Source organism: Stieleria maiorica (assembly GCF_008035925.1).
In the GTDB taxonomy this organism is placed as follows: Bacteria; Planctomycetota; Planctomycetia; order Pirellulales; family Pirellulaceae; genus Stieleria; species Stieleria maiorica.
On the sequence record NZ_CP036264.1, the window covers coordinates 2,138,949 to 2,157,520 of the forward strand.

At 60.0% G+C, this 18,572-nt stretch carries 15 protein-coding genes; 7 read left to right on the forward strand and 8 right to left on the reverse strand.

The annotated features are described in order from the left end of the window. Positions 1–7 precede the first annotated feature (7 nt). Positions 8–616 carry an OmpH family outer membrane protein gene (locus tag Mal15_RS07255; protein ID WP_147867147.1) on the forward strand — a complete coding sequence of 203 codons (609 nt, stop codon included), beginning with the start codon at positions 8–10 and terminating at the stop codon, positions 614–616. Here the strand turns inward: Mal15_RS07255 and Mal15_RS33955 are convergent. After that, the gene (locus tag Mal15_RS33955) at positions 613–759 is read right to left on the reverse strand and encodes a hypothetical protein (RefSeq protein ID WP_167546664.1); all 147 of its coding nucleotides are present in this window, start codon (positions 757–759) and stop codon (positions 613–615) included. The genes Mal15_RS07255 and Mal15_RS33955 overlap by 4 nt on opposite strands. On the opposite strand from Mal15_RS33955, the gene Mal15_RS07260 reads away from it, so the two are divergent. From Mal15_RS07260 to Mal15_RS07275, 4 genes are all read left to right on the forward strand, one after another. Further along, positions 758–1,690 (forward strand): GGDEF domain-containing protein, encoded by a 933-nt coding sequence (locus Mal15_RS07260; RefSeq protein WP_167546665.1) that lies wholly within the window; start codon positions 758–760, stop codon positions 1,688–1,690. The genes Mal15_RS33955 and Mal15_RS07260 overlap by 2 nt on opposite strands. A gap of 136 nt (positions 1,691–1,826) precedes the next feature. Beyond that, positions 1,827–2,201, forward strand: coding sequence for an STAS domain-containing protein (locus Mal15_RS07265; protein WP_167546666.1), 375 nt, complete (start codon positions 1,827–1,829; stop codon positions 2,199–2,201). A 453-nt stretch (positions 2,202–2,654) separates the two neighbouring features. Beyond that, positions 2,655–3,161, forward strand: coding sequence for a P-II family nitrogen regulator (locus tag Mal15_RS07270; RefSeq protein ID WP_449336647.1), 507 nt, complete (start codon positions 2,655–2,657; stop codon positions 3,159–3,161). Positions 3,162–3,522: 361 nt separating this feature from the next. After that, positions 3,523–3,744 (forward strand): hypothetical protein, encoded by a 222-nt coding sequence (locus Mal15_RS07275; protein ID WP_147867151.1) that lies wholly within the window; start codon positions 3,523–3,525, stop codon positions 3,742–3,744. A 122-nt stretch (positions 3,745–3,866) separates the two neighbouring features. Here the strand turns inward: Mal15_RS07275 and Mal15_RS07280 are convergent, their stop codons facing one another. Together Mal15_RS07280 and Mal15_RS07285 are read right to left on the reverse strand one after the other, a co-directional pair. Continuing rightward, positions 3,867–4,559, reverse strand: a complete 693-nt coding sequence (locus Mal15_RS07280; RefSeq protein ID WP_147867152.1) for an SIR2 family NAD-dependent protein deacylase — start codon at positions 4,557–4,559, stop codon at positions 3,867–3,869. A 13-nt stretch (positions 4,560–4,572) separates the two neighbouring features. Then, positions 4,573–8,121, reverse strand: a complete 3,549-nt coding sequence (locus Mal15_RS07285) for a hypothetical protein (RefSeq protein WP_147867153.1) — start codon at positions 8,119–8,121, stop codon at positions 4,573–4,575. 381 nt (positions 8,122–8,502) lie between these two features. Here Mal15_RS07285 and Mal15_RS07290 point away from each other — a divergent pair, with 381 nt between their 5' ends. Beyond that, complete coding sequence (locus tag Mal15_RS07290) at positions 8,503–11,025, forward strand: c-type cytochrome (RefSeq protein ID WP_147867154.1); 2,523 nt, start codon at positions 8,503–8,505, stop codon at positions 11,023–11,025. A 66-nt stretch (positions 11,026–11,091) separates the two neighbouring features. Here Mal15_RS07290 and Mal15_RS07295 read toward each other — a convergent pair whose 3' ends face one another. The 5 genes from Mal15_RS07295 to Mal15_RS07315 form a co-directional block, all read right to left on the reverse strand. Continuing rightward, on the reverse strand, positions 11,092–12,183 hold the full coding sequence (locus Mal15_RS07295) for a WD40/YVTN/BNR-like repeat-containing protein (protein ID WP_147867155.1): 1,092 nt from the start codon (positions 12,181–12,183) through the stop codon (positions 11,092–11,094). Positions 12,184–12,185: 2 nt separating this feature from the next. After that, the gene (locus Mal15_RS07300; protein WP_147867156.1) at positions 12,186–12,461 is read right to left on the reverse strand and encodes a MoaD/ThiS family protein; all 276 of its coding nucleotides are present in this window, start codon (positions 12,459–12,461) and stop codon (positions 12,186–12,188) included. A 325-nt stretch (positions 12,462–12,786) separates the two neighbouring features. Then, a complete protein-coding gene (locus Mal15_RS07305) occupies positions 12,787–13,371 on the reverse strand; it encodes a DUF456 family protein (RefSeq protein ID WP_233903328.1) in 585 nt (194 codons plus the stop codon). 17 nt (positions 13,372–13,388) lie between these two features. Beyond that, the gene (locus Mal15_RS07310) at positions 13,389–15,032 is read right to left on the reverse strand and encodes a hypothetical protein (RefSeq protein ID WP_233903329.1); all 1,644 of its coding nucleotides are present in this window, start codon (positions 15,030–15,032) and stop codon (positions 13,389–13,391) included. Positions 15,033–15,257: 225 nt separating this feature from the next. Then, on the reverse strand, positions 15,258–16,643 hold the full coding sequence (locus Mal15_RS07315) for a polysaccharide biosynthesis protein (protein ID WP_147867158.1): 1,386 nt from the start codon (positions 16,641–16,643) through the stop codon (positions 15,258–15,260). A 567-nt stretch (positions 16,644–17,210) separates the two neighbouring features. Between Mal15_RS07315 and Mal15_RS07320 the strand changes: the two genes are divergently transcribed. After that, a complete protein-coding gene (locus tag Mal15_RS07320; protein WP_199773816.1) occupies positions 17,211–18,458 on the forward strand; it encodes a M20 family metallopeptidase in 1,248 nt (415 codons plus the stop codon). The last annotated feature ends 114 nt before the right edge of the window (positions 18,459–18,572 follow it).

The window sequence follows — 18,572 nt, forward strand, 5'->3', positions numbered from 1 at the left end:
GACCGCCATGTTAGCTCTCTGTCCCCTCGCAACACCAACCGTCTCGGCCCAACAAGCCCAATCCACGGCCTCCACCGGCCATCGCGTCGCCGTGATCGATGTCGGCTACGTTTTCAAAAACCTTCCCGCTATTCAGGCACAGATCAACAAAGTCAAAGCGGAACTGGAGAGACACGAAACCGAAATCAAACAAAAACGAGAGGAATTGAATCAAGCGGCGCTGCGACTGAAATCATTGAAGATCGGCACGCCGGAATACGCCCGACAAGAAGAACACGTCGCAGACCTGGACTCCAAACTGCGGCTGGACATGAGACGCCGGCACAGCGACCTGGGAGAGGCCGAGGCGAAGATTTACTATGACAACTACCAGCGTATCCGTGCCGCGGTCAAAGCCGTGGCCGTCCACAACCACATCAATCTCGTTCTGCGTTTCAATAGCGAAGCCGTTGACCCCCACCAAGGCGATTCGGCCGCTCGCGAGATCATGAGAAACGTCGTCTACCAAGACAACGCGATCAATCTGACCGACACCGTGATGCGGTATTTGGAGCGATCGGACGATGGGGCCCAAGTTGCCAATGGCAGCCGAGCCGCGGCAGGCACCAGTCGCTAGCTGGTCAGCGTCCCCCCGTTCGATTCAATTTCGCCCGAAGTGGTGCTGTCCGGCGAGCGTTTCTCCATCAAATTCGCTCGTGACGCCGCCGCCGAGGACTTGCTAAAAGTGTCGATGAGTGCGTCAGCATCCCAATTTGACATGAGTTTTGAATTGTCTGGAACGTCTGCCAAGTATTCCGATACGCAATGTTTTGAAGCGGGAACGCTCCGCGCCGATGACGGATCGATCCCGCCCGATCTCCGCTGCCCCAAACGAGCGTTCTTGAATGTGATCCGCAGTCGTGCGGACATCGGCGTCAATGCCTTTCTGACCGGCCGGACGGTGATCGGACGCAACCCGCAGTGCACGTTTCCGCTGCACGACCTGAAGGTCTCGGGCAACCATGCCGCCATCACTCCGGTCGGTGACGACCAGTTCCTGTTGGAAGACCTGAATTCGACCAACGGAACGCGTGTCGACGGAGTCCCGGTCGTCGGCCGCAGAACACTCACCGACGGCGACAAAATCTTTGTCGGCGAGACGGTGATTCGGTTTTCGTTGGCTGACAAGTTCGAGATCGATTTTCACAGCGAAGTCGCCGCCTTGGTCGGCCGCGATCCGCTGACCGATCTGCCGTCGAAACGTCGCTTCGACGAAGCGCTGGAGTTCTCGCTGGCAAGTTCGCTGCGACGTGACATTCCGCTTGCCGTTTTGATGATGGACATGGACGGCGTCAAACAGATCAACGACACCCACGGTCATCTTTACGGCGCCCATGTGATCGGTGAAACCGGTCGGCTGATCGCAAAGGTCCTCGGTTCCAGTGGACAGGCGTGCCGGTTCGGTGGCGACGAGTTTAGCGCGTTTTTGCCGGATCATGACCTGCAAGCCGCCTGTTGTGTCGGTGAACAAATCCGCGGCGCGGTCGAAACGGCGACGTTTGAAAAGGATCGAATCGCATTGCGTCCCACCATCAGCATCGGCGTGGCCTGTTTTCCCGAGACCGCGGCAAACTCTCTGGCGCTGGTCACCGCCGCCGACGCCGCTCTGTATCGGGCCAAGGCACGTGGAAAGAACTGCGTGATGGTGTAGGCGAACCCAAACCGGCATCGGTGCCACGCGGAGTCCACGCTGGTGGTTCTCTTTGACGATCGAGCAACTTTTCATGTTCGTCGGGGTTAAAATGGTGCTCGATCGCACCTCCTGTTCTTCGGCGCCACACCCCATCATGACCGAAAACGCGAAATCATTTGTTCAGGCGTCGTTTGATGGCACCAGCTTGGTGATGCAGATTCAAACCGACCAGATCCGCGACGCCGACACCGCATCGACGATCGGTCGAGAACTGGTGGCCCTGGCGAAAGAGAATCAGGCGAAACGGTTGGTGATCGACATGCACAGCGTTCGCTTCATGGGCAGCGTCGGCTTTCTCGCCTTGATGGGACTGCACCGCCATCTGGACAAGCCGACGATCATTCTGTGCGGGTTAAGCGAACACCTGAAAGACATCCTGGAAGCCTGCAAGCTGATCTCAAGAGACCCCGACGAAGCGACGATGTTCAGCACCGCCGATTCGGTCGAACAGGCCAAGGAACGGGCTTAAGGCTCCGCCTGGGCCGCACAAAATCGGGATTCTGTGATGGTTCAGAATTCAAGCGAAATCATTCCGTGACGGACGGTCGACTCACAGCCGACATCGAGCGACGAAACACGAGTGCCATCAGCTTTCGATCACAAACTGAGCCGTCGGCTCAGAAAGTAGGTGGCATTGGGCTGGCGCCAAACGGTTGATCCCAAGGCCCGCGGCTAGCGCCGTCGGCTCAGAAAGTAGGCATCGGGCTGGCGCCAAACGGCTGATCCCAAGGGGGGGTCTCGGAATGAACCGGTGTCGGCGACCACTGGATGTTGTCCTTGGCGATCGATCAACTCGGTCACGATTCCACCAACCCCACAGGTCTGCCGGGACATCCTGCCGAGACATGACGCACACATTCCGCGGATTCGATTGATCCGGACCGCGCGCCTGTGCGGATCCGCAATCGCGATCGGCGCATTCATGAGTCGCACGCGGACACACGCGGTGCTGACCGGCGACGAAGACCGTGGGATCGAATTCATCGCATCCGCGTGTGCTTTCGTCGGACGATGCAAACGCAACTTGGCACGCAAATTGCCTCCAAAGTCTCAAGGACAGAAACTTTCCCCTTTCCCCGAGGAATTTGCGATGAAGATTGTCAGTGCGATTATCAACCCCCTGAAGTTGGACGCGGTCAGGGATGCCCTTGCCGAGATCGGTGCCAAAGGAGCGACGGCGACCGAGGTCAAGGGTTACGGCCATCAAAAAGGACACACGGAGATGTACCGTGGCGCGGTGGTGGACGTGAAGTTCAACCCGAAGGTCAAACTGGAAGTCGCGATCGAAGACGCCTTGGTCGATCCGGTCATCGAGGCGATCAGCAAGGTCGCAAAGACCGGTCACATCGGTGCCGGAAAGATCTTCGTCACGCCACTCGAACGCGTGGTGCGAATTCGTACCGACGAAACCGGTGAAGCCGCCCTCTAGTCTCGGCCACCGTCGGACCGCAACAGGCAACGCAGTGAGGCGGACTGCGGCTGCCAACCGCCGATCGAAACAACCTGCTCTCCATCGCACTCGCGATCCGTCACTCGCCAACGCTCGCTCGTCAGTCTTCAGCAGCTGCCTCAGTCCAAGACTGTGCCATGGAACGCACTGCAACGGTGGCTACCGCCACGCACACCGCGCACAACCCCAGGCGGATCAGGGGATGAAGCATGAAGCCGCATGACCTCTCGCGTATGGATGTCCTGTATGATGTGAACCATCCGTCGCACCGTGTGCCGCGTCGTAAACGTCAATCTGACAGACGCGGCGGCAACGATTCCATGATCGCAGGACAATTCAGATGGCAAAGCATGAAGTCGAGTTTGATGTTCCCAAACGCCCCCTCGGTCGCGCCGACATCGAATTTACAGTCAAGGCCGACGGCAGCGTGCTGGGCACATTGACGGTCTCCAACGGTTCGCTGGTCTGGTTTCCCAAAGGCACCACCAACGGGTGCAAGATGGGATGGAAACGATTCGACGCCCTGATGCAAGAACACGCCGTCAAACAGGAGCGACGATAAAGCGATCCGCGTGTGCCTCGCCCCCGAGTTCCGCCTTCGAACGCGCTGTCACGTCCAGGCAACTTAGCAGAGCGATGGCAGAATGATCCCGGGCAGAATGATGAAGTGCACGTGCGCTAACGCTAGATTTCTGATTCCAAGAACTTCGGCACTTCGATCGACGCCTTTCCTCGAATCGTCAAATCGAATCGATCACTCTGGGGCGTGTCATCGAGGTTGATTTCCACCCGCCGGCAGTGCGGCGGGGTGGCGGCGACGATGCCCGCCGCGGGGTAAACGACCGCGGAGGTGCCGATCGCGAGGAACAGGTCGCAGTCTTCGGCAAAGGCGGCGATACGTTCCAGGCCGAGCGGCATTCCACCAAACCAGACGACGTGGGGCCGCAGCATGCCGACCAGATCGGGACCGTCGGGGTGGGGCGTTTGGACACTCAAATCGCCGCGCCAATCGAACAAATCGCCCGTCAACATGCAGCGTGCTTTGAGCAACTCGCCGTGCATCGGCAAAACGTTTTGGCTGCCGGCACGCTGGTGCAAGTCATCGATGTTTTGCGTCACCAGCAAGAAGTCACCGTCATGACGTTTTTCGAATTCCGCCAACGCGACGTGTGCCGCGTTGGGTTGAATCGATTCGTCGAGCAGCGCCTTGCGTCGGGCGTTGTAGAACTGATGGACCAGGTCTGGATTTCGCGTGAACGCCTGGGGCGTCGCGACATCCTCGAAGCGATGTCCTTCCCACAGCCCGTCCTCACCACGAAAGGTGGGGATCCCGGATTCGGCCGAGATCCCGGCACCGGTGAGGACGAGAACTTTCATTGCGTCACGAACCTCAAACGCTCGCCAACCGATCGGCCATGACAGGATCGTCCGCGGCCACTCGCATCGGGTCCGCGCCGAGCGTTCCGACCAAACTGTCCACATACGTCGACGATTCAGCTTCGGCCAAACGTTCTTTGGCGTACGCCAAACGTTCATCCAGATCCAGATTGATGCTGGGGCGGTCACCGTCCAGACTTTCGATGGCCCGTTTGATACGGCCGATGCAATCGGTCCAGTGCTGGATGTCGCGTTGCTGTTGTTCAACCAGGCGACGTCGATACCAATCGCTTTGGAGCATGTTTTCCAGCGTGAACAGGTTGCGGACTTCCGGATCGTCGATCGTTTTCCCTTCGTACTTGCCGGTGGCCAGGATGCTGACGATGGCGCGGAGCGGTGGGCAAGCCAGTTCGTACCCTCCGTCTTCCATGTAGACCTTGGCGACCCGGGCTTGCGCCTCGGCGATGTGCAGGATACCGTCGGCGAACGAATCGGGGTCTTGAAGCTCCGGTTTCAGGATGTCCTCGGTAAAGACTTTGCTGGGGTTGTCGAACACGCGAGCCATGTAGGTGCGGACGAATCGTTTGGTGATTCGATAGCCCAGCCGGCTGGCGGGGATGTCCACTCCGTTGTGTTTGAAATCTTCGATCGGTTCCAACATCCCGTTGTCGATCATGTGTTGCGGCGAACGTTCTTCGGGGGTCAATCGACACCAGACTTCGGGAATCAGCAACGAGATGTCGTGTCCGACTTCGAAACGCGGCCCGATGTGCCCGGCGGCGGTGCTGAATCCACCCAGCCCGGTCAGGATCATCGACACGATCATGTTGTTCATGTCGGTCGACGGCATCAATGCGTTGAAGGGGCCTTTGGTCAGCGCGCCTTCGCTGCCGGCACCGGTGGTGCTGGGGCTTTTGCCGGTCAAGGAACAGAGGTAGTCCATCACCAACTCGGGCAGCTCTTGGTAATGCAGCGGCGAGTAAACGGCCAGTGATCGGATTCGTTTTTCCGGTTCCGGCGGATTGTTTCGTCGTCCCCCCAGGACCGCGCCGACCGGAATGTGGATCGGTTCGTCCGGCCCCAGACCGCGGTTGAACTGGACGCCGCGTCGGGCCACATAGGTGTCGCGGGCGAACACCATGTCGGGGCGGTCTTGCAAGTAACGCGGGTTCTTCGTCTGTTTGCCGTCGACCAGCCGCGGGTTGGATGTACTGACGACGTAGCTGTCATCTTGCCCATAGGCCTTCTTCAGCAGATCGGCCATCGGGCCGGTGAACTTGTCGAACTCGATCGCGTCACGCACGATCTCGCCGACTTCGGCGTGGGTCAGCGGGTGGAAGTTGCTGATGAAGTTAGCCGGTCGGGACAAATCCCATTCGGTCTGTTTGTCCAAACCGCGATGGATGGCATCGTCGGGGCGTTGGAATAAGCGGTATTCGCAGTTTTCGATGAACTTGTAACTGGTCGCCGGCATCACGCCGTCGCCGAGGTTTTCGATCACGCGAGCCGGGACGACGGTGCTGGCACTGATGTCGTCTTCACGCTGAACCTTCGCCGCCGGGATGAAATCCTGACGCACTTTGAACGTTCGCCAGCGTTTGTCATCCAATCCCACACGCAGGTACGTGCCCACCAGGGCTCGATCACCGATCTTCAATTCGTGACCGGGGGATCCGTTGACGATGTCCACGCCGAACCGGTCTTTCCAATTATCCGCTTCGCCTTCCTTGGTGAACCGTTTAATAATCAAGGCCATCGAGTAAACACGTTCGGGGATCTCGCTGAGCCACTTGTTGTATTGGTCGTTGTAATCCGGCGACGGGGTCAGCAGCTTGATCACGCTGCCCAGACTACGGGCCGGACTCAACACGCTGCGGCTGGGGCCATCGGTGTAATCCGTCCGTCCGGAGTAGGTGTCCGACCAGCGAGTGGAGTAATCCTTTTCGAAGATTTCGTCCAGCTTTGCAAAGTCATCGTCGCGGTCGCCGACAAAGATCGGGCCGTACAACATGTAGTCCCGCAAGCTCTTGCTGATCTCGCTTTTGCCGCCGCCACTGACGGTACAGGGTTTGTGACAGAAAACGCCTTCGCCGACCGTCCCGATCAACCGCCACGAGGGGGCGTTGGGGTGTTTTTCCAACCGGATCTTGTATCCGCTCGGCGCGATGTAAATCTGGTCAGGCGACAACGCAATGCGGTGCTCCTGGCCGTCCCGCGTCCACTTGATGCACCGTTCTTCCAGCGTGACCTTGGCGTTTTCGGGAATGTAAATGATCGAATCATCATTTCGATCGACGCCGTAGCCTTCGGGTTTGGCATCGACAAACTCGGCATAGTCGCGGGCCACGTCATCGAAAGTCCGGCCGTTGTAACGTTGGCTATCGACTTGGAACTCTTCACCCAGCGAATACGACGCGAACGCCAACGCCCCGCCGGCATGCTCTTCTTCCGATCGCCCCATCAGGTTGCAGGCATAACTGATCTGGGTTTTGACCTCTTTCTTGCAATACCCGTAGTAGTTGTCCGCGATCAGCGTGACGACCACGCCACGGCGGTCACGGCAAGTCAACTTGAACGCCGTGCCGTTGTTGTAGCATTCCGATTCGTCACTCCAGCACATGCCGTCGCGACGTTGACGTTCCGATGCACTGCTTTCATGGGGTAAACCGAGCTCCTTCTTGGTCAGCTTGGTCAGGTGCGGGGCCAGGATCACGCACCCGGTGTGTCCGGTCCAGGATTTCACGTCCAGCCCGGCGTCATTCTCGGGGATCAACGGGTCACCACCGTTGCCAAAAATCGATTCAACAAAATCAAGGTTGCTGACCAGGCTGGCCGGCGCAAAGAACCGTGTTTCCATCGACAACGCATTGGTGAATCCGGGCACGGCCGGGCAGACCAGCGGCCGCATCAACAGCGACACCCAGGTGTGGGCCGGGTGTTCCAATTGGCTGGTGTAAGGCAACAGCGTCAACTCCTCCGGTGGTGCCATCGCCGCACGGAACAATTTGACAAACACGCCCTTAGGCACCGCCCGCTTGTCACCGGGGATCGGCAGCCCGCCTTCGACGACATGGAACGTCCCCGCCGTCGTCCGGCGATCCGCCCGCGGGTTGTTGAGCACCCCATTGGTGCAGCGATACGAACTGACCAGATCCGTTTGGAACGAATCACCGTTGATGGGCAGACTCAATTTGCGAGCCATCCCATGCCGATCCAACGTCAGCGTGCGTGAGGGCAGATTCAATTGTCCGCCCCGTAGTTCATCGGCAAAGTAGCCCTTGAGAAACGCTTCGATTCGGGTGTCCACGGGGACACGGTGCGACGCCAACAGACGCGACTTCTCACGGATGCTTTCCAGAATTCCGCTGGAGAACTTCGTCATCGCGTTGCCGAGTTCATCGTCGGCGCGCAACAACCCGGCTGCGGCCAGTTGCAGAACCAGGTAGGTGCGGAGATTGTCGCGTTCGGCCGGGTCGGTCGCGATCGACTTGTCCCAACCAACGGCACGTTGCAATTGATCAACGTCATGAAACAGAGAGAGATTTTCACGAAGGAGCGACATAAAAATCTTGGTGGTTGGAGACAAAACGGAGACAAAACATCATCAGAGTAGCTCACGCGTGACCGCTCTGATGTCGCGTCAGCGACACGAACCGACCGCGCCTGTACATCCCTAGCCTGGGAGTGGCACGCCTCACGTCAATGCCCGTGCCCTCTAGCGTTGCCGAGCCGACCGTTGTTCCTCTATGATGGCGTGTTAAACGCCTCGCGCCCACAGGGGTGTGCGTGCCACCCGATGACTCGTCGTCCGGATTGTCTGTCGGCACTCGGATCGCTTTCGGGTACAAGTGCGAACGCGACTGTCCCGATCGGTGCGGGCGGTCGCCGCGTTGATCGCTCCCACCCCGACTCCCTCCCCCGTTTTCTGATTGGATTGTCCGTGATGTTTCGCACGTTCCGTCTGTGCCCAACCGTCCCGGTGGCGGCGCTGATTCTTTGGTTGTTTGTTTCACCCGGCACACGTAACGCACGGGCGGATCTGGGGGTGACGCCGCCCGATCAGTTCAGCGTTCCAGCGGGATTCGAAGTGCAACTCGTTTATGAGGTTCCCTTCGACACCCAGGGATCGTGGGTCAGTTTGACCGTCGACCCCCAAGGGCGGCTGGTTGCTTCGGATCAGGATGGCAGCCTGTACCGCATCGACGTTTCGGCGGACCAACCGAGCGTCGAAAAACTGGATGTCGAAATCGGCTCGGCGCAGGGATTGTTGTTCGCCTTTGACGCGTTGTACGTCAACGTGAACGGACGCCCGCAGGACAAGAATGGCGTCTATCGCTTGACCGACACCGATGACGACGACCAGTTCGATCAAATCGAGTTTGTCTTGCCGCTCCAGGGTGGCGGTGAACACGGTCCGCACGCGTTGATCCTGTCCGAGGACGGCAAACGGATCATCACCTGTGGCGGCAACATGACCAAGTTGCCCGCAACGATCGCGCGCAGCCGCGTCCCGCAAGTCTGGGATGAAGACCACTTGCTCGGCCGCATGCCCGACGCGCGCGGTCATGCCGCCGATCGCATGGCGCCCGGCGGCTGGATCGGTTCGTTTCTGCCCGACGGCAGCGACTTTGAATTGATCGCAACCGGTTTCCGCAATGAATATGACATCGCGCTCAATGACCAAGGTGAACTGTTCACGTATGACGCGGACATGGAATGGGACGTCGGCACACCCTGGTACCGTCCCACCAGGATCAATCACGTGATCAGTGGCGGTGAGTTCGGGTGGCGAAACGGAACGGGCAAGTGGCCGGCCTACTACCCCGATTCCTTCGGTGCCGCCGTCGACATCGGCCCCGGTTCCCCGACCGGGATCTGTTTCGGATACGGAACGAAGTACCCAGCCAAGTATCGCAACGCGCTGTTCATCGCCGATTGGAGCTATGGCAACATTCACGCGGTTCATTTGACGCCCGACGGCAGTTCTTACACCGGCACCTATGAAACCTTTGCCACCGCTGCCCCCTTGCCGGTGACCGACATGGTCGTCCGCCCCCATGACGGTGCGTTGTACTTTGCCGTCGGTGGTCGCAAGACCCAAAGCGGTCTGTACCGGATCGTTTACCGTGGTGATGCGGGCACCGCCGAGCCGTCTGAATCCGGTCAGGAGAAAACACAACGCCTGGTCGCGTTGCGAAAACAACTCGAATCCCTGCACGTCGGCCAAGTCGATCAGAAGGCCGTGGGGTTGGCGATTCGAAACCTCGCCCACCAAGATCGCGCGATTCGATTCGCCGCCCGCGTCGCACTGGAACACCAACCGACCAAGCGATGGAAGCAACGGATCGCCAAGATCAAGCAACCCCAAGGGCGCGCTTTAGCCGTCATCGCCCTGGCACGAACGGGCACCCCCGACGACCAGACGCTCGCGTTTGACGCCCTGGCCGAGATCGACTGGGAAAATCTTTCGGTCGATGGTCGGATCGCGCTGCTGCGTGCCTATTCCCTGGTGGCGATCCGCTTGGGTGCATTGGACGAAACACAGACCGAAACCGTTCGTGATCAAATCCAAGGGGCTTTTCCGACCGGTAACGATCACGTCGACCGAGAACTGGCGCAGATGCTGGTGTACCTGCGGTCCCCGGGATCGACGCGGAAAATCGTTCAGGAAATGTTGCGTGCCCCCAGTCAAGAGAACCAAATCTTCTATGCGTTGACGCTTCGCGAAGCGGATGAAGGTTGGAACGAAGCACTGTACCGCGACTACTTCGGATGGTTCAACGACGTTCAATCGGCGCGTGGCGGGATGTCGTTTGGCGGTTTCATCGCCAACATCAAAACCGCTGCGTTGGCCAATGTCCCGGCACCGATGCAAGAGAAGCTGGCCGAGGTCTTGAAACCCCAGCCGGTCCAAAGCGTCCAGTCGGAGCAACGCCCGTTGGTCAAACACTGGACCGTCGACGAATTGCTTCCCGTCGTCAACGCGGCGGACCGGACCCCGGATTTCGAGACCGGAAAATCGGTGTTCGCCTCGGCCCAATGTTACAAGTGCCACCGCATGGGCATTCAAGGCGGAATCCTGGGGCCGGACCTGACCGGAGCCGGCGGCCGGTTTTCAGCCAAAGACCTGTTGACCGCGATCGTCCATCCGGACCAGGCGATCAGCGACCAGTACGGCGCGACACAGTTCTTGACCGAAGACGGCAAGGTGATCGTCGGACGCGTGGTCAACATGTCCGGAAACAAGCTGCGCGTGATGACCAACATGCTGGATCCGTCGTCGCTGGCTGAAGTGAACCGCGACGAAGTGGAGCAAGCTCGACCGAGCAAGGCCAGCATGATGCCCGCCGGATTGCTCGATTCGTTCCACGAGTCCGAGATCGCCGACCTGATCGCCTACCTGCGAGCGGGCGGAAAGGCCGAGCATCCGATCTATCGCAAGGCGGTTGCTGCCGCTGCCGAGTGATCGGCCGCGGAAGATCTTGCGACCCGCCGTGGCCTCCAACACCGCGCCCGGGTGGATCGGGATCGACTACACGACCGCAACCTTCACGCAGTTGACCGGTGGCAGGGAGTCGAACAGACACTGCCACTGGTCACCGCCGTCCCGGCCGATCCAGACTTGGCCCGTGGTCGTGCCGAAGTAAAGTGCCGGCGACTTCAGTTCGTCGATGTCCATCGCATCGCGGAGCACGGTGAAGTAGCCGTCTTTTTTGGGCAGCCCACGATTGCGTCGCCGCCACGAGCGTCCGCCGTTACGACTCTGCCAAACGGCCGGCTTTCCGCCGGGACAGGTGCGGGTCATCGGCTCCAACGGGACGACGTAGACGATGTCGGGATCATGGGGATGAACGACGATCGGAAATCCGAAATCCGAGGGCAGCCCGTCGGCGATGGAGTACCAGGAGTGACCGTAGTCGTCGCTGCGCAAGACACCGATGCCGGGCCGATCGTCCCATCCGCCGTGATTCTGCATGTACAGCCGCCCCGGCGCGTCCTTGTGCCCGGCGATCTTGTGAACGCATTGGCCGAATTCCGGAAAAGGGTCGGGCACGAATCCGGCACCGATGCCCTGGTTGGATGCGACGAAGGTCTCACCGCCGTCTTCGCTTAAATAATGTCCGCCGGTGGAGATCCCCAGATGCATCCGGTCCCCGTCGCGTAAGATCGTGTGCAGGCACAGACCGCCGTTTCCCGGTTGCCATTGGCGGGAGTGTTCATGATCGCTGATGCTGCGGACCATTTCCCACGAGTTCCCGCCGTCTTCGCTGTGGAACAATGATGCCGGTTCGGCCCCACACCACAGTTCTTTCTTGGAGTTGCCGGTCTGGAGCGACCAGATATTTGCCAGTGCCCTGCCATCCGATTTAGGGAACTCGGGTGCCGACTTCGTTTCTTTGAAACTTTTGCCCAGGTTCGTCGACCGCAACAACTTCATGCCGAAGAACGCGTTGCAACTGGACGCAATAATCTGCGGTGTGCCTCGGCGATCGATCAACGCCGAATAGACGGCGACGCCGGATCCGAAGGGGCCTCGCAGGGAAAACCTGCCGCGCGTTGCGGCCGCTTCGGCGACGAACACGCCCTTTTTGGTGCCGATACACAGCACGATGCGGTCGGCCATGGCTAACCTCCAGAAACGGCTTGAAAGATTCCGATCACGTCGCCCCGCTGGAGCGTCTCGTTGAATTGTTCGTCGCCACGAATCAAGTTCGAATTGATGAACAGGTTGACGTGCGGGCGGACTCGTCCGGTCTCATTACAGACGCAACGATGGAGTTCGGGATGCGATTCCTCCATGGCCTTCAAAATGGCATTGGGGGTGGCTCCCGAAAGTCGGATCTCCGACGCGCCGTCGCAATACTGCCGCAGGGGCGAAGGGATTTCCACCGTCGTCATCATGTTCGATTTCTCACCACCGATCGCGGGGCTGTCGAGCGGGATGATTCACCGCCGCGGCTGGAGATTGTAGCAAGCGTCGCTCTTCGGATGTGGAAAAGCGAGCGCGATGCAAAAAGCACCCGCCGCCAGAATTGCCTGCCGGAAGAAAGAAGGACGCGGCGTAGACGCAGTAGGTCATCGTCAAAACGACCGAGGAGTAGCGTTTCGATTTCGGATCGGACATTGCAAACCCTGATCGAGGAAGGCGGATCAATCAGGAAGCGAGGGTACTTGACCCGTTTTCCGCTCGACAAACGCAACCCGAAATCTTGACGCCGACAGAAGCCTAGCTCAGGAGTGATGCGATCACCAGAATCACAATGAACAGCCCCGCGACGACTTTCCCCAGCGTGCCGAACGTGCGGCCCCAAAACGTCGAATGTCCGACCGACCAGTTTTCTTTCCATGTTCTGCCGTCGGTCCACTCGCCGTACATCGCCCCGGCGGCCGCGCCGATCCCGCCGAACAGGATCGCCGCGATGACCGATCCGACCACGGGGACGGGCACACCGACGATCGCGCCGGTCATCGCACCGACCATCGAGCCGAGGATCGAATAAAGTGTCGATTTGCGGCTCGCCCCGGCGCGTTTGGCACCGGCCGCGCCGGCGAGAAACTCGACCACTTCACCGACCAACGCCAACCCGAATCCCGCCAGCACAGGTCCGTAACCGATCGCCACGCGGCCCGACGCCGGACCCAGCCAAGCGTATAGCGCCAGCAGCAACACGCAGATCCAATTCCCCGGCAACGCGATCAGGTTGCTGGCCCAAGCGACCAGGCAGCCGACGACCAACAGGATCGCCAAAAAAACGACGCCGCTGGTATCCAGCCACTGCGCCCATCCATCGGCGTTTTCAGCAATCAGCAAGACGGCGGCTCCGACGGTTAAATCTCGTCCAAAAAGACGTAGCCCGGTTTCATCGTCAGGTACCACTCGCGCCATTTCCGTTGGGCTTGGCGAATCTCGGCGTTGGTCGGCTCATCGGGCATGCCGAAACCTTCGAATTTGCGGCTGATGAATCGCAACCCGTCACGTGCATAGGCGCGGACGGCGTGGTCGGGATCGCTGAGTGCGTAAATCAGTGCCGGGACGACTCGCAGGTCATCGCTGGTCCCCAGCAAGCGAGCTGAAACGCGTCGTGCTTGCCAGGACCGGCTGCCGCGAACCAGCCGTTCAAGTCGATCGAGTTGTGCCGATCGTTCGACCGGATCGGTCGGCAAAACGGCTCGGTCGGCGAGCGCCTTGCCGTCCAGGTCGTCGGCACCGTCGCTTTCGAGCAGTTCCAGCATCTGGTTGACCGATTGTGCCGGCGACTTTGTGACCGCTTTTCCACCGACCAGTTTCGCATTGCTGACGTCATCGCCGAACTGGTACCCGCCGATCGTTGTCGCACTGGCTCCGGTGCCCAACGCTTTTTGGGTGCTGCGAATCAAGAACAGGATCGCGAATGACGTGCTGAGCGCCGGACTGGTGTGGGCGCGTGTTTCCCAACCGCCGCTCTCGGCCGATTGCATCTTGATCAATTCGGAGACGATATTGTTGTACCACGCCGGACTTTTATCGGCCTTGAGCCCCTTGGCGATTTCCAGAAAGCTCTCATACCGCTCGGTCGTGTAAGCGGTGTAGAAGTACCAGTAAAGGTTGCCGCCAAACGTCTCCGGATTCTGCTGACGCCAGCGTTCCATGTATTCACAGGGCCCGAGCAATCGTTGCGGAGGGATTTTGACGGTCTTTCGTCGCTCGGCGTTGACGTCTTCCTTGTAAATCTTCACGGCTTTGGGCAAACCGACAATCCCCGGATCCTCGTCGGCCGAGGTGTCGCCCCAGACGCGGAGCGCGTCGCCGCCGATCAGCAAGCTGGCCGCGCCGGCCAACGCCATCGACATGCTCGTTTTGGCCTGTCGGGCCAATCCGCCGGTCACCGGGACTTTTCCATGGTAGGGCCACGGTCCGTTGATGTCCTGGACAGCGATCAGCCAGTCCAACGCCCCTTTGACCCGGTTGTAGTCCATCTTGAAGCCGTTTCGGTCAAGCGTCCAAATCGCAAGGATCGCGTATTGCGTCTGCGAGACATCCCCCATCTGGTCCTCGGGATAGCCGAACCCGCCGTGCGGCTTTTGGTGCTCGTCATAGAAACGTTTGAAGGTTGCCAATTCGTTCCGGAATCGACTCGGGCTGACTTCACACAACAGCATGACCGACACCGCACATTCGTAATGCGACTTGTGCCCGGCACCCCGACTCGCCTCGGCGGCGAATTTTTTCGCCTCTTCAATCCCGCTTTTGACCAAAGGATTCGATTCGTCGTGCTCGACCTTGAAGTGCGTGTAGGCACACAGGACCGTTTCGCCGGGGGTGGCTCCCTTGGTGTTCTCTAGAAATTTGATCCCGCGATCGACCATCTTTACGACGGTCGGGTCGTCCGGCGTGTATGCCCGTGAATCAGAAACGACCGTGATCGAGCACCAGACGGCTGCGAATGCCGCGATCATCCGAACAGTTGCACCAGGGCGGACGAGATGCGTCATCTGGGAAATTCCGTTGGCTGGCCGAACGCGTCCACACGGCGTCCGCCGGGACGGCTCGTTTCAGGGGCGTTCAGCAAAGGGGTTCAAAAGGAGATAGCGAGAAAACGTTAGCTCATACTCAAAGGCGATCAATCCGATCCGCGGCGAACACGACAGCGGCGAACAAGAAAGACGTCGATCGGCGTGAATCGCGATACGGGAATCAGCCGATCAGGAGGATCAATTTTAACCCAACTTCGCCGAATTCTCCACCTGCTGGAAATGACGACTGTACCAGCGGCACATCATCCCCAGGGCGATCGCGGAACAACCGAACGTGAGCGTCATCGACCCGGCGATCCACTCCAGATGGCCCGATCGTGCGGAAAAATAGGCCAAGACCGCCAACGCGATTCCGCTCGGCAGGCTGACACGCCAAATCGGATCGAATTTTTGCGACCGAATGAAGATCGAAAAGCACTGCGTCAAATGCATCGGAATCACCGCGATCGCGAAGCAAACGCAGGCCGTGATCGGCAGAAATCGCCCCACCAGTTGGTCGGTCAGCGGCCAGCCGAGGGCCTGTAACAACAGCAGGGAAACACAGAAACCGGTCACCAGTGCCGACAGCAAGACGGTCGACCCGATCGTGACCCGCTTGAAAATCATGTTCGACTCCCCCCGCCGATGCTCGGCAATCAAGCGGCCGAACGCGGGGGACCGGGTCCGGACATACACATAAGCGACCATCATCAAACTGCTGATCACTTGCCAGGTCATGCCGTAACGCCCCGCAATCTCCGGACCATGGGCGTCAAACAACACCGGCAGAATCGGAAGAAACGCCAGGTAACGCACCATCGATTGAACCCCGATCCGCCACTGCAACGGCCAAATCTCTTCTCGCCAGCGAAACTGACCCGGCCGTGTCCGAATCAGTTGGCAAAAAAAACATCGGTAACGCCAGCCGATCAACGTCGCTTCACAAGCCAGCTGTGTCGCAATGGATGCCGCCACGGTCCACAACCCCGCGCCGCTGGCCAGACAGCCCCAGACGACGAAACTGCCCAGCACCGTCTGGACGAACCGATACCGGTTGACCGTTCGAACTTGATCGCAGCCTTCCAGAAACGCGACCAGCGGAGCGAGTGCAAAGACCATTCCCGAGAGAATCATCGCAGAGACCAGCGGCGCCATCCCGGAACGCATTTCCTGCTGACGCGTCAGCAGGACGGCGCCCGCGACGATGCCGATCACGACCAGAATCGACGCGGCGATGCCGAACCAGGCCGCCGCAAATCGCACCATCGCCGACAATCGCTGCCGCGCCCGCCGCGGGGCATGCAGAAAACCGGATCGGTCCAGCCGTGCGCCTGCCGTCTCGTGGCTGGCCGCATGAAGTAACGTGTTGATTAACCCCGCGTCGGCGAGTGCCTGCAGTCCCGTCAGGGTCAAGATCAGGTAATAGACGCCTTGTTCGTCCGCTTGAAAACACAGGGCGATCAAGACCGTCGTCACCACACCCGACGGGATCTGCCACATCCGCGCCGCCATCGCATACGAGACCGCCCGATCGACACCAAAACGCCGCAGAACATCGCGGAGGGTCGATAGACGGGCGGGGCGGTTCAATCTCGGTAGGCCAACGATCGGAGATGGGGCATCAAACGTAGACGAAAAACACGGGCAACGGCTCGCGTGGTCCGCCGCATCGTTCCGCGATATTGTGCCGCGATGACGTTGCAAACTCAATTGCCACCCTCCCCCGTCACGCTACGGGCTCCATCACCGATCGGTTCACGTCGCTGGCTCGCTGCGGCGTGGCAGGGGACGATGGACCGCCGATCCGGCGATGCCCCCCGCACGAAAACGCTATGCTGTGAGTGTCGATCCCAATGGCACGCCGCTTAGTGAGCCGACGGCGCTAGCCGCGGGCCTTGATTTGCCTTCAACACGGCGGTAGGGCCCGAGGCTAGCGCCTACGGCTCAGTGTATTGGCTTAAGTCCGTGCCATTCGGGGCAGGTACCAAAAATGCAAAGCACCTTGCGGACCACCATCAAGACGAACATCGAATTGGAACAAAGCACTAGGTTCGCGACGTGCTCGAAACATCCGCGTCGAAATCGAAACAGAGGGAGGGCCGGTGGAGCGTTCGACGAATCAACAACCGGATCAAAAATCACCAGGGACCCCGAACCGTGAACCAGGCAACCGCAGGAAAGATCTTCCACTGGCTGACCGCCCATCAGGATGCCATGGTCGCCCTGGTCCGCGAGGCGGTGCTGATCGAATCGCCGTCGGCCGACCCGAGCACCCAGGGGCCGGTCTTCGATCTGTTGGCGAGCGAATTACAGGCGATCGGATTTCGCTGTCGCCGCTACCGAGGAAAGACCTCCGGCGGCCAACTGTTGGCCATGCCCGCCCAGACGCGTCCCAATCGCCACCGGCAACTGCTGTTGGGCCACTGCGACACCGTTTGGCCGATCGGGACGCTCGAGCGGATGCCGGTCCAGTCGCGAAGCGGTCGACTGCACGGCCCCGGCGTCTACGACATGAAGGCCGGGCTCGTTCAAGCCTTGTTCGCGATGCGTGCTCTGAAAGAACTGGGGATGTCTCCGTCGGTCACCCCCGTCATGTTCATCAATTCGGACGAAGAAATCGGCAGCAGCGAATCGGCGTGGCGAATCGAGAGATTGGCTCGCGGTGTCGATCGCGCGATGGTGATGGAGCCTTCGCTGGGTCCGGAAGGACGACTGAAAACGGCTCGCAAGGGCGTCGGGCGTTTTGTGATCACGATCACCGGCCGGGCGGCCCATGCCGGTCTGGACCCGGACAAGGGGATCAGCGCGATCTTGGAACTTTCCCACGTCGTCCAAGCCTTACACGCGCTCAACGATCCCGACGCCGGGACCACGGTCAATGTGGGGACGATCGATGGCGGCGTGCGGCCGAACGTGGTCGCCGCCGAAAGCCGCGCCGAAGTCGACGTGCGGGTGCGGACCGAAGCGATCGCACGGCAGGTTGAACAGGCGATTCACTCGCTTCAGCCAACTGTGCCCGGGACAGAGATCAATGTCAGCGGAAAGATCGGCCGACCGCCGTTGGAACCGACGCCGCGCAATCGAGCATTGTGGCATCGCGCCCAAGCCGCCGCCGATGCGTTGGGGATCGAAATCGACGAAGCCGCCGCCGGCGGCGGCTCCGACGGCAACTACACCAGCCTGCACACCGCGACGCTGGACGGCCTGGGCGCGGTCGGCGACGGCGCGCACGCGCTGAACGAACACGTCATCGAAGACAAACTGCCCGAACGCGCCGCGCTGTTGGCGTGCTTGTTGTTAGAGAAACCGATCACGGACCGCGACCTCCAGCCGAAGGATCACGCACACGATCGGTCGCCGATGATCTGCTCGACCGACGGCGCCACGCGACGCGACGAAACCTGAACGAACAGGTCAAACGTAGCGACCTTCGCCAGAAGGTGGATTCCAGCAGGGCCACGCTCTGGCGAGCATAGCTACGTCGAAGTGCCGCTGTCCCGCTCGATTCGTGGCAACCCA

Excerpts from the sequence above, each read along its gene's own strand:
- Mal15_RS07255 (WP_147867147.1), top strand. The coding sequence starts at position 8 with ATGTTAGCTCTCTGTCCCCTCGCAACACCAACCGTCTCGGCCCAACAA.
- Mal15_RS07260 (WP_167546665.1), top strand. The coding sequence starts at position 758 with ATGAGTTTTGAATTGTCTGGAACGTCTGCCAAGTATTCCGATACGCAA.
- Mal15_RS33955 (WP_167546664.1), bottom strand. The coding sequence starts at position 759 with ATGTCAAATTGGGATGCTGACGCACTCATCGACACTTTTAGCAAGTCC.
- Mal15_RS07265 (WP_167546666.1), top strand. The coding sequence starts at position 1,827 with ATGACCGAAAACGCGAAATCATTTGTTCAGGCGTCGTTTGATGGCACC.
- Mal15_RS07270 (WP_449336647.1), top strand. The coding sequence starts at position 2,655 with ATGAGTCGCACGCGGACACACGCGGTGCTGACCGGCGACGAAGACCGT.
- Mal15_RS07275 (WP_147867151.1), top strand. The coding sequence starts at position 3,523 with ATGGCAAAGCATGAAGTCGAGTTTGATGTTCCCAAACGCCCCCTCGGT.
- Mal15_RS07280 (WP_147867152.1), bottom strand. The coding sequence starts at position 4,559 with ATGAAAGTTCTCGTCCTCACCGGTGCCGGGATCTCGGCCGAATCCGGG.
- Mal15_RS07285 (WP_147867153.1), bottom strand. The coding sequence starts at position 8,121 with ATGTCGCTCCTTCGTGAAAATCTCTCTCTGTTTCATGACGTTGATCAA.
- Mal15_RS07290 (WP_147867154.1), top strand. The coding sequence starts at position 8,503 with ATGTTTCGCACGTTCCGTCTGTGCCCAACCGTCCCGGTGGCGGCGCTG.
- Mal15_RS07295 (WP_147867155.1), bottom strand. The coding sequence starts at position 12,183 with ATGGCCGACCGCATCGTGCTGTGTATCGGCACCAAAAAGGGCGTGTTC.
- Mal15_RS07300 (WP_147867156.1), bottom strand. The coding sequence starts at position 12,461 with ATGATGACGACGGTGGAAATCCCTTCGCCCCTGCGGCAGTATTGCGAC.
- Mal15_RS07310 (WP_233903329.1), bottom strand. The coding sequence starts at position 15,032 with ATGACGCATCTCGTCCGCCCTGGTGCAACTGTTCGGATGATCGCGGCA.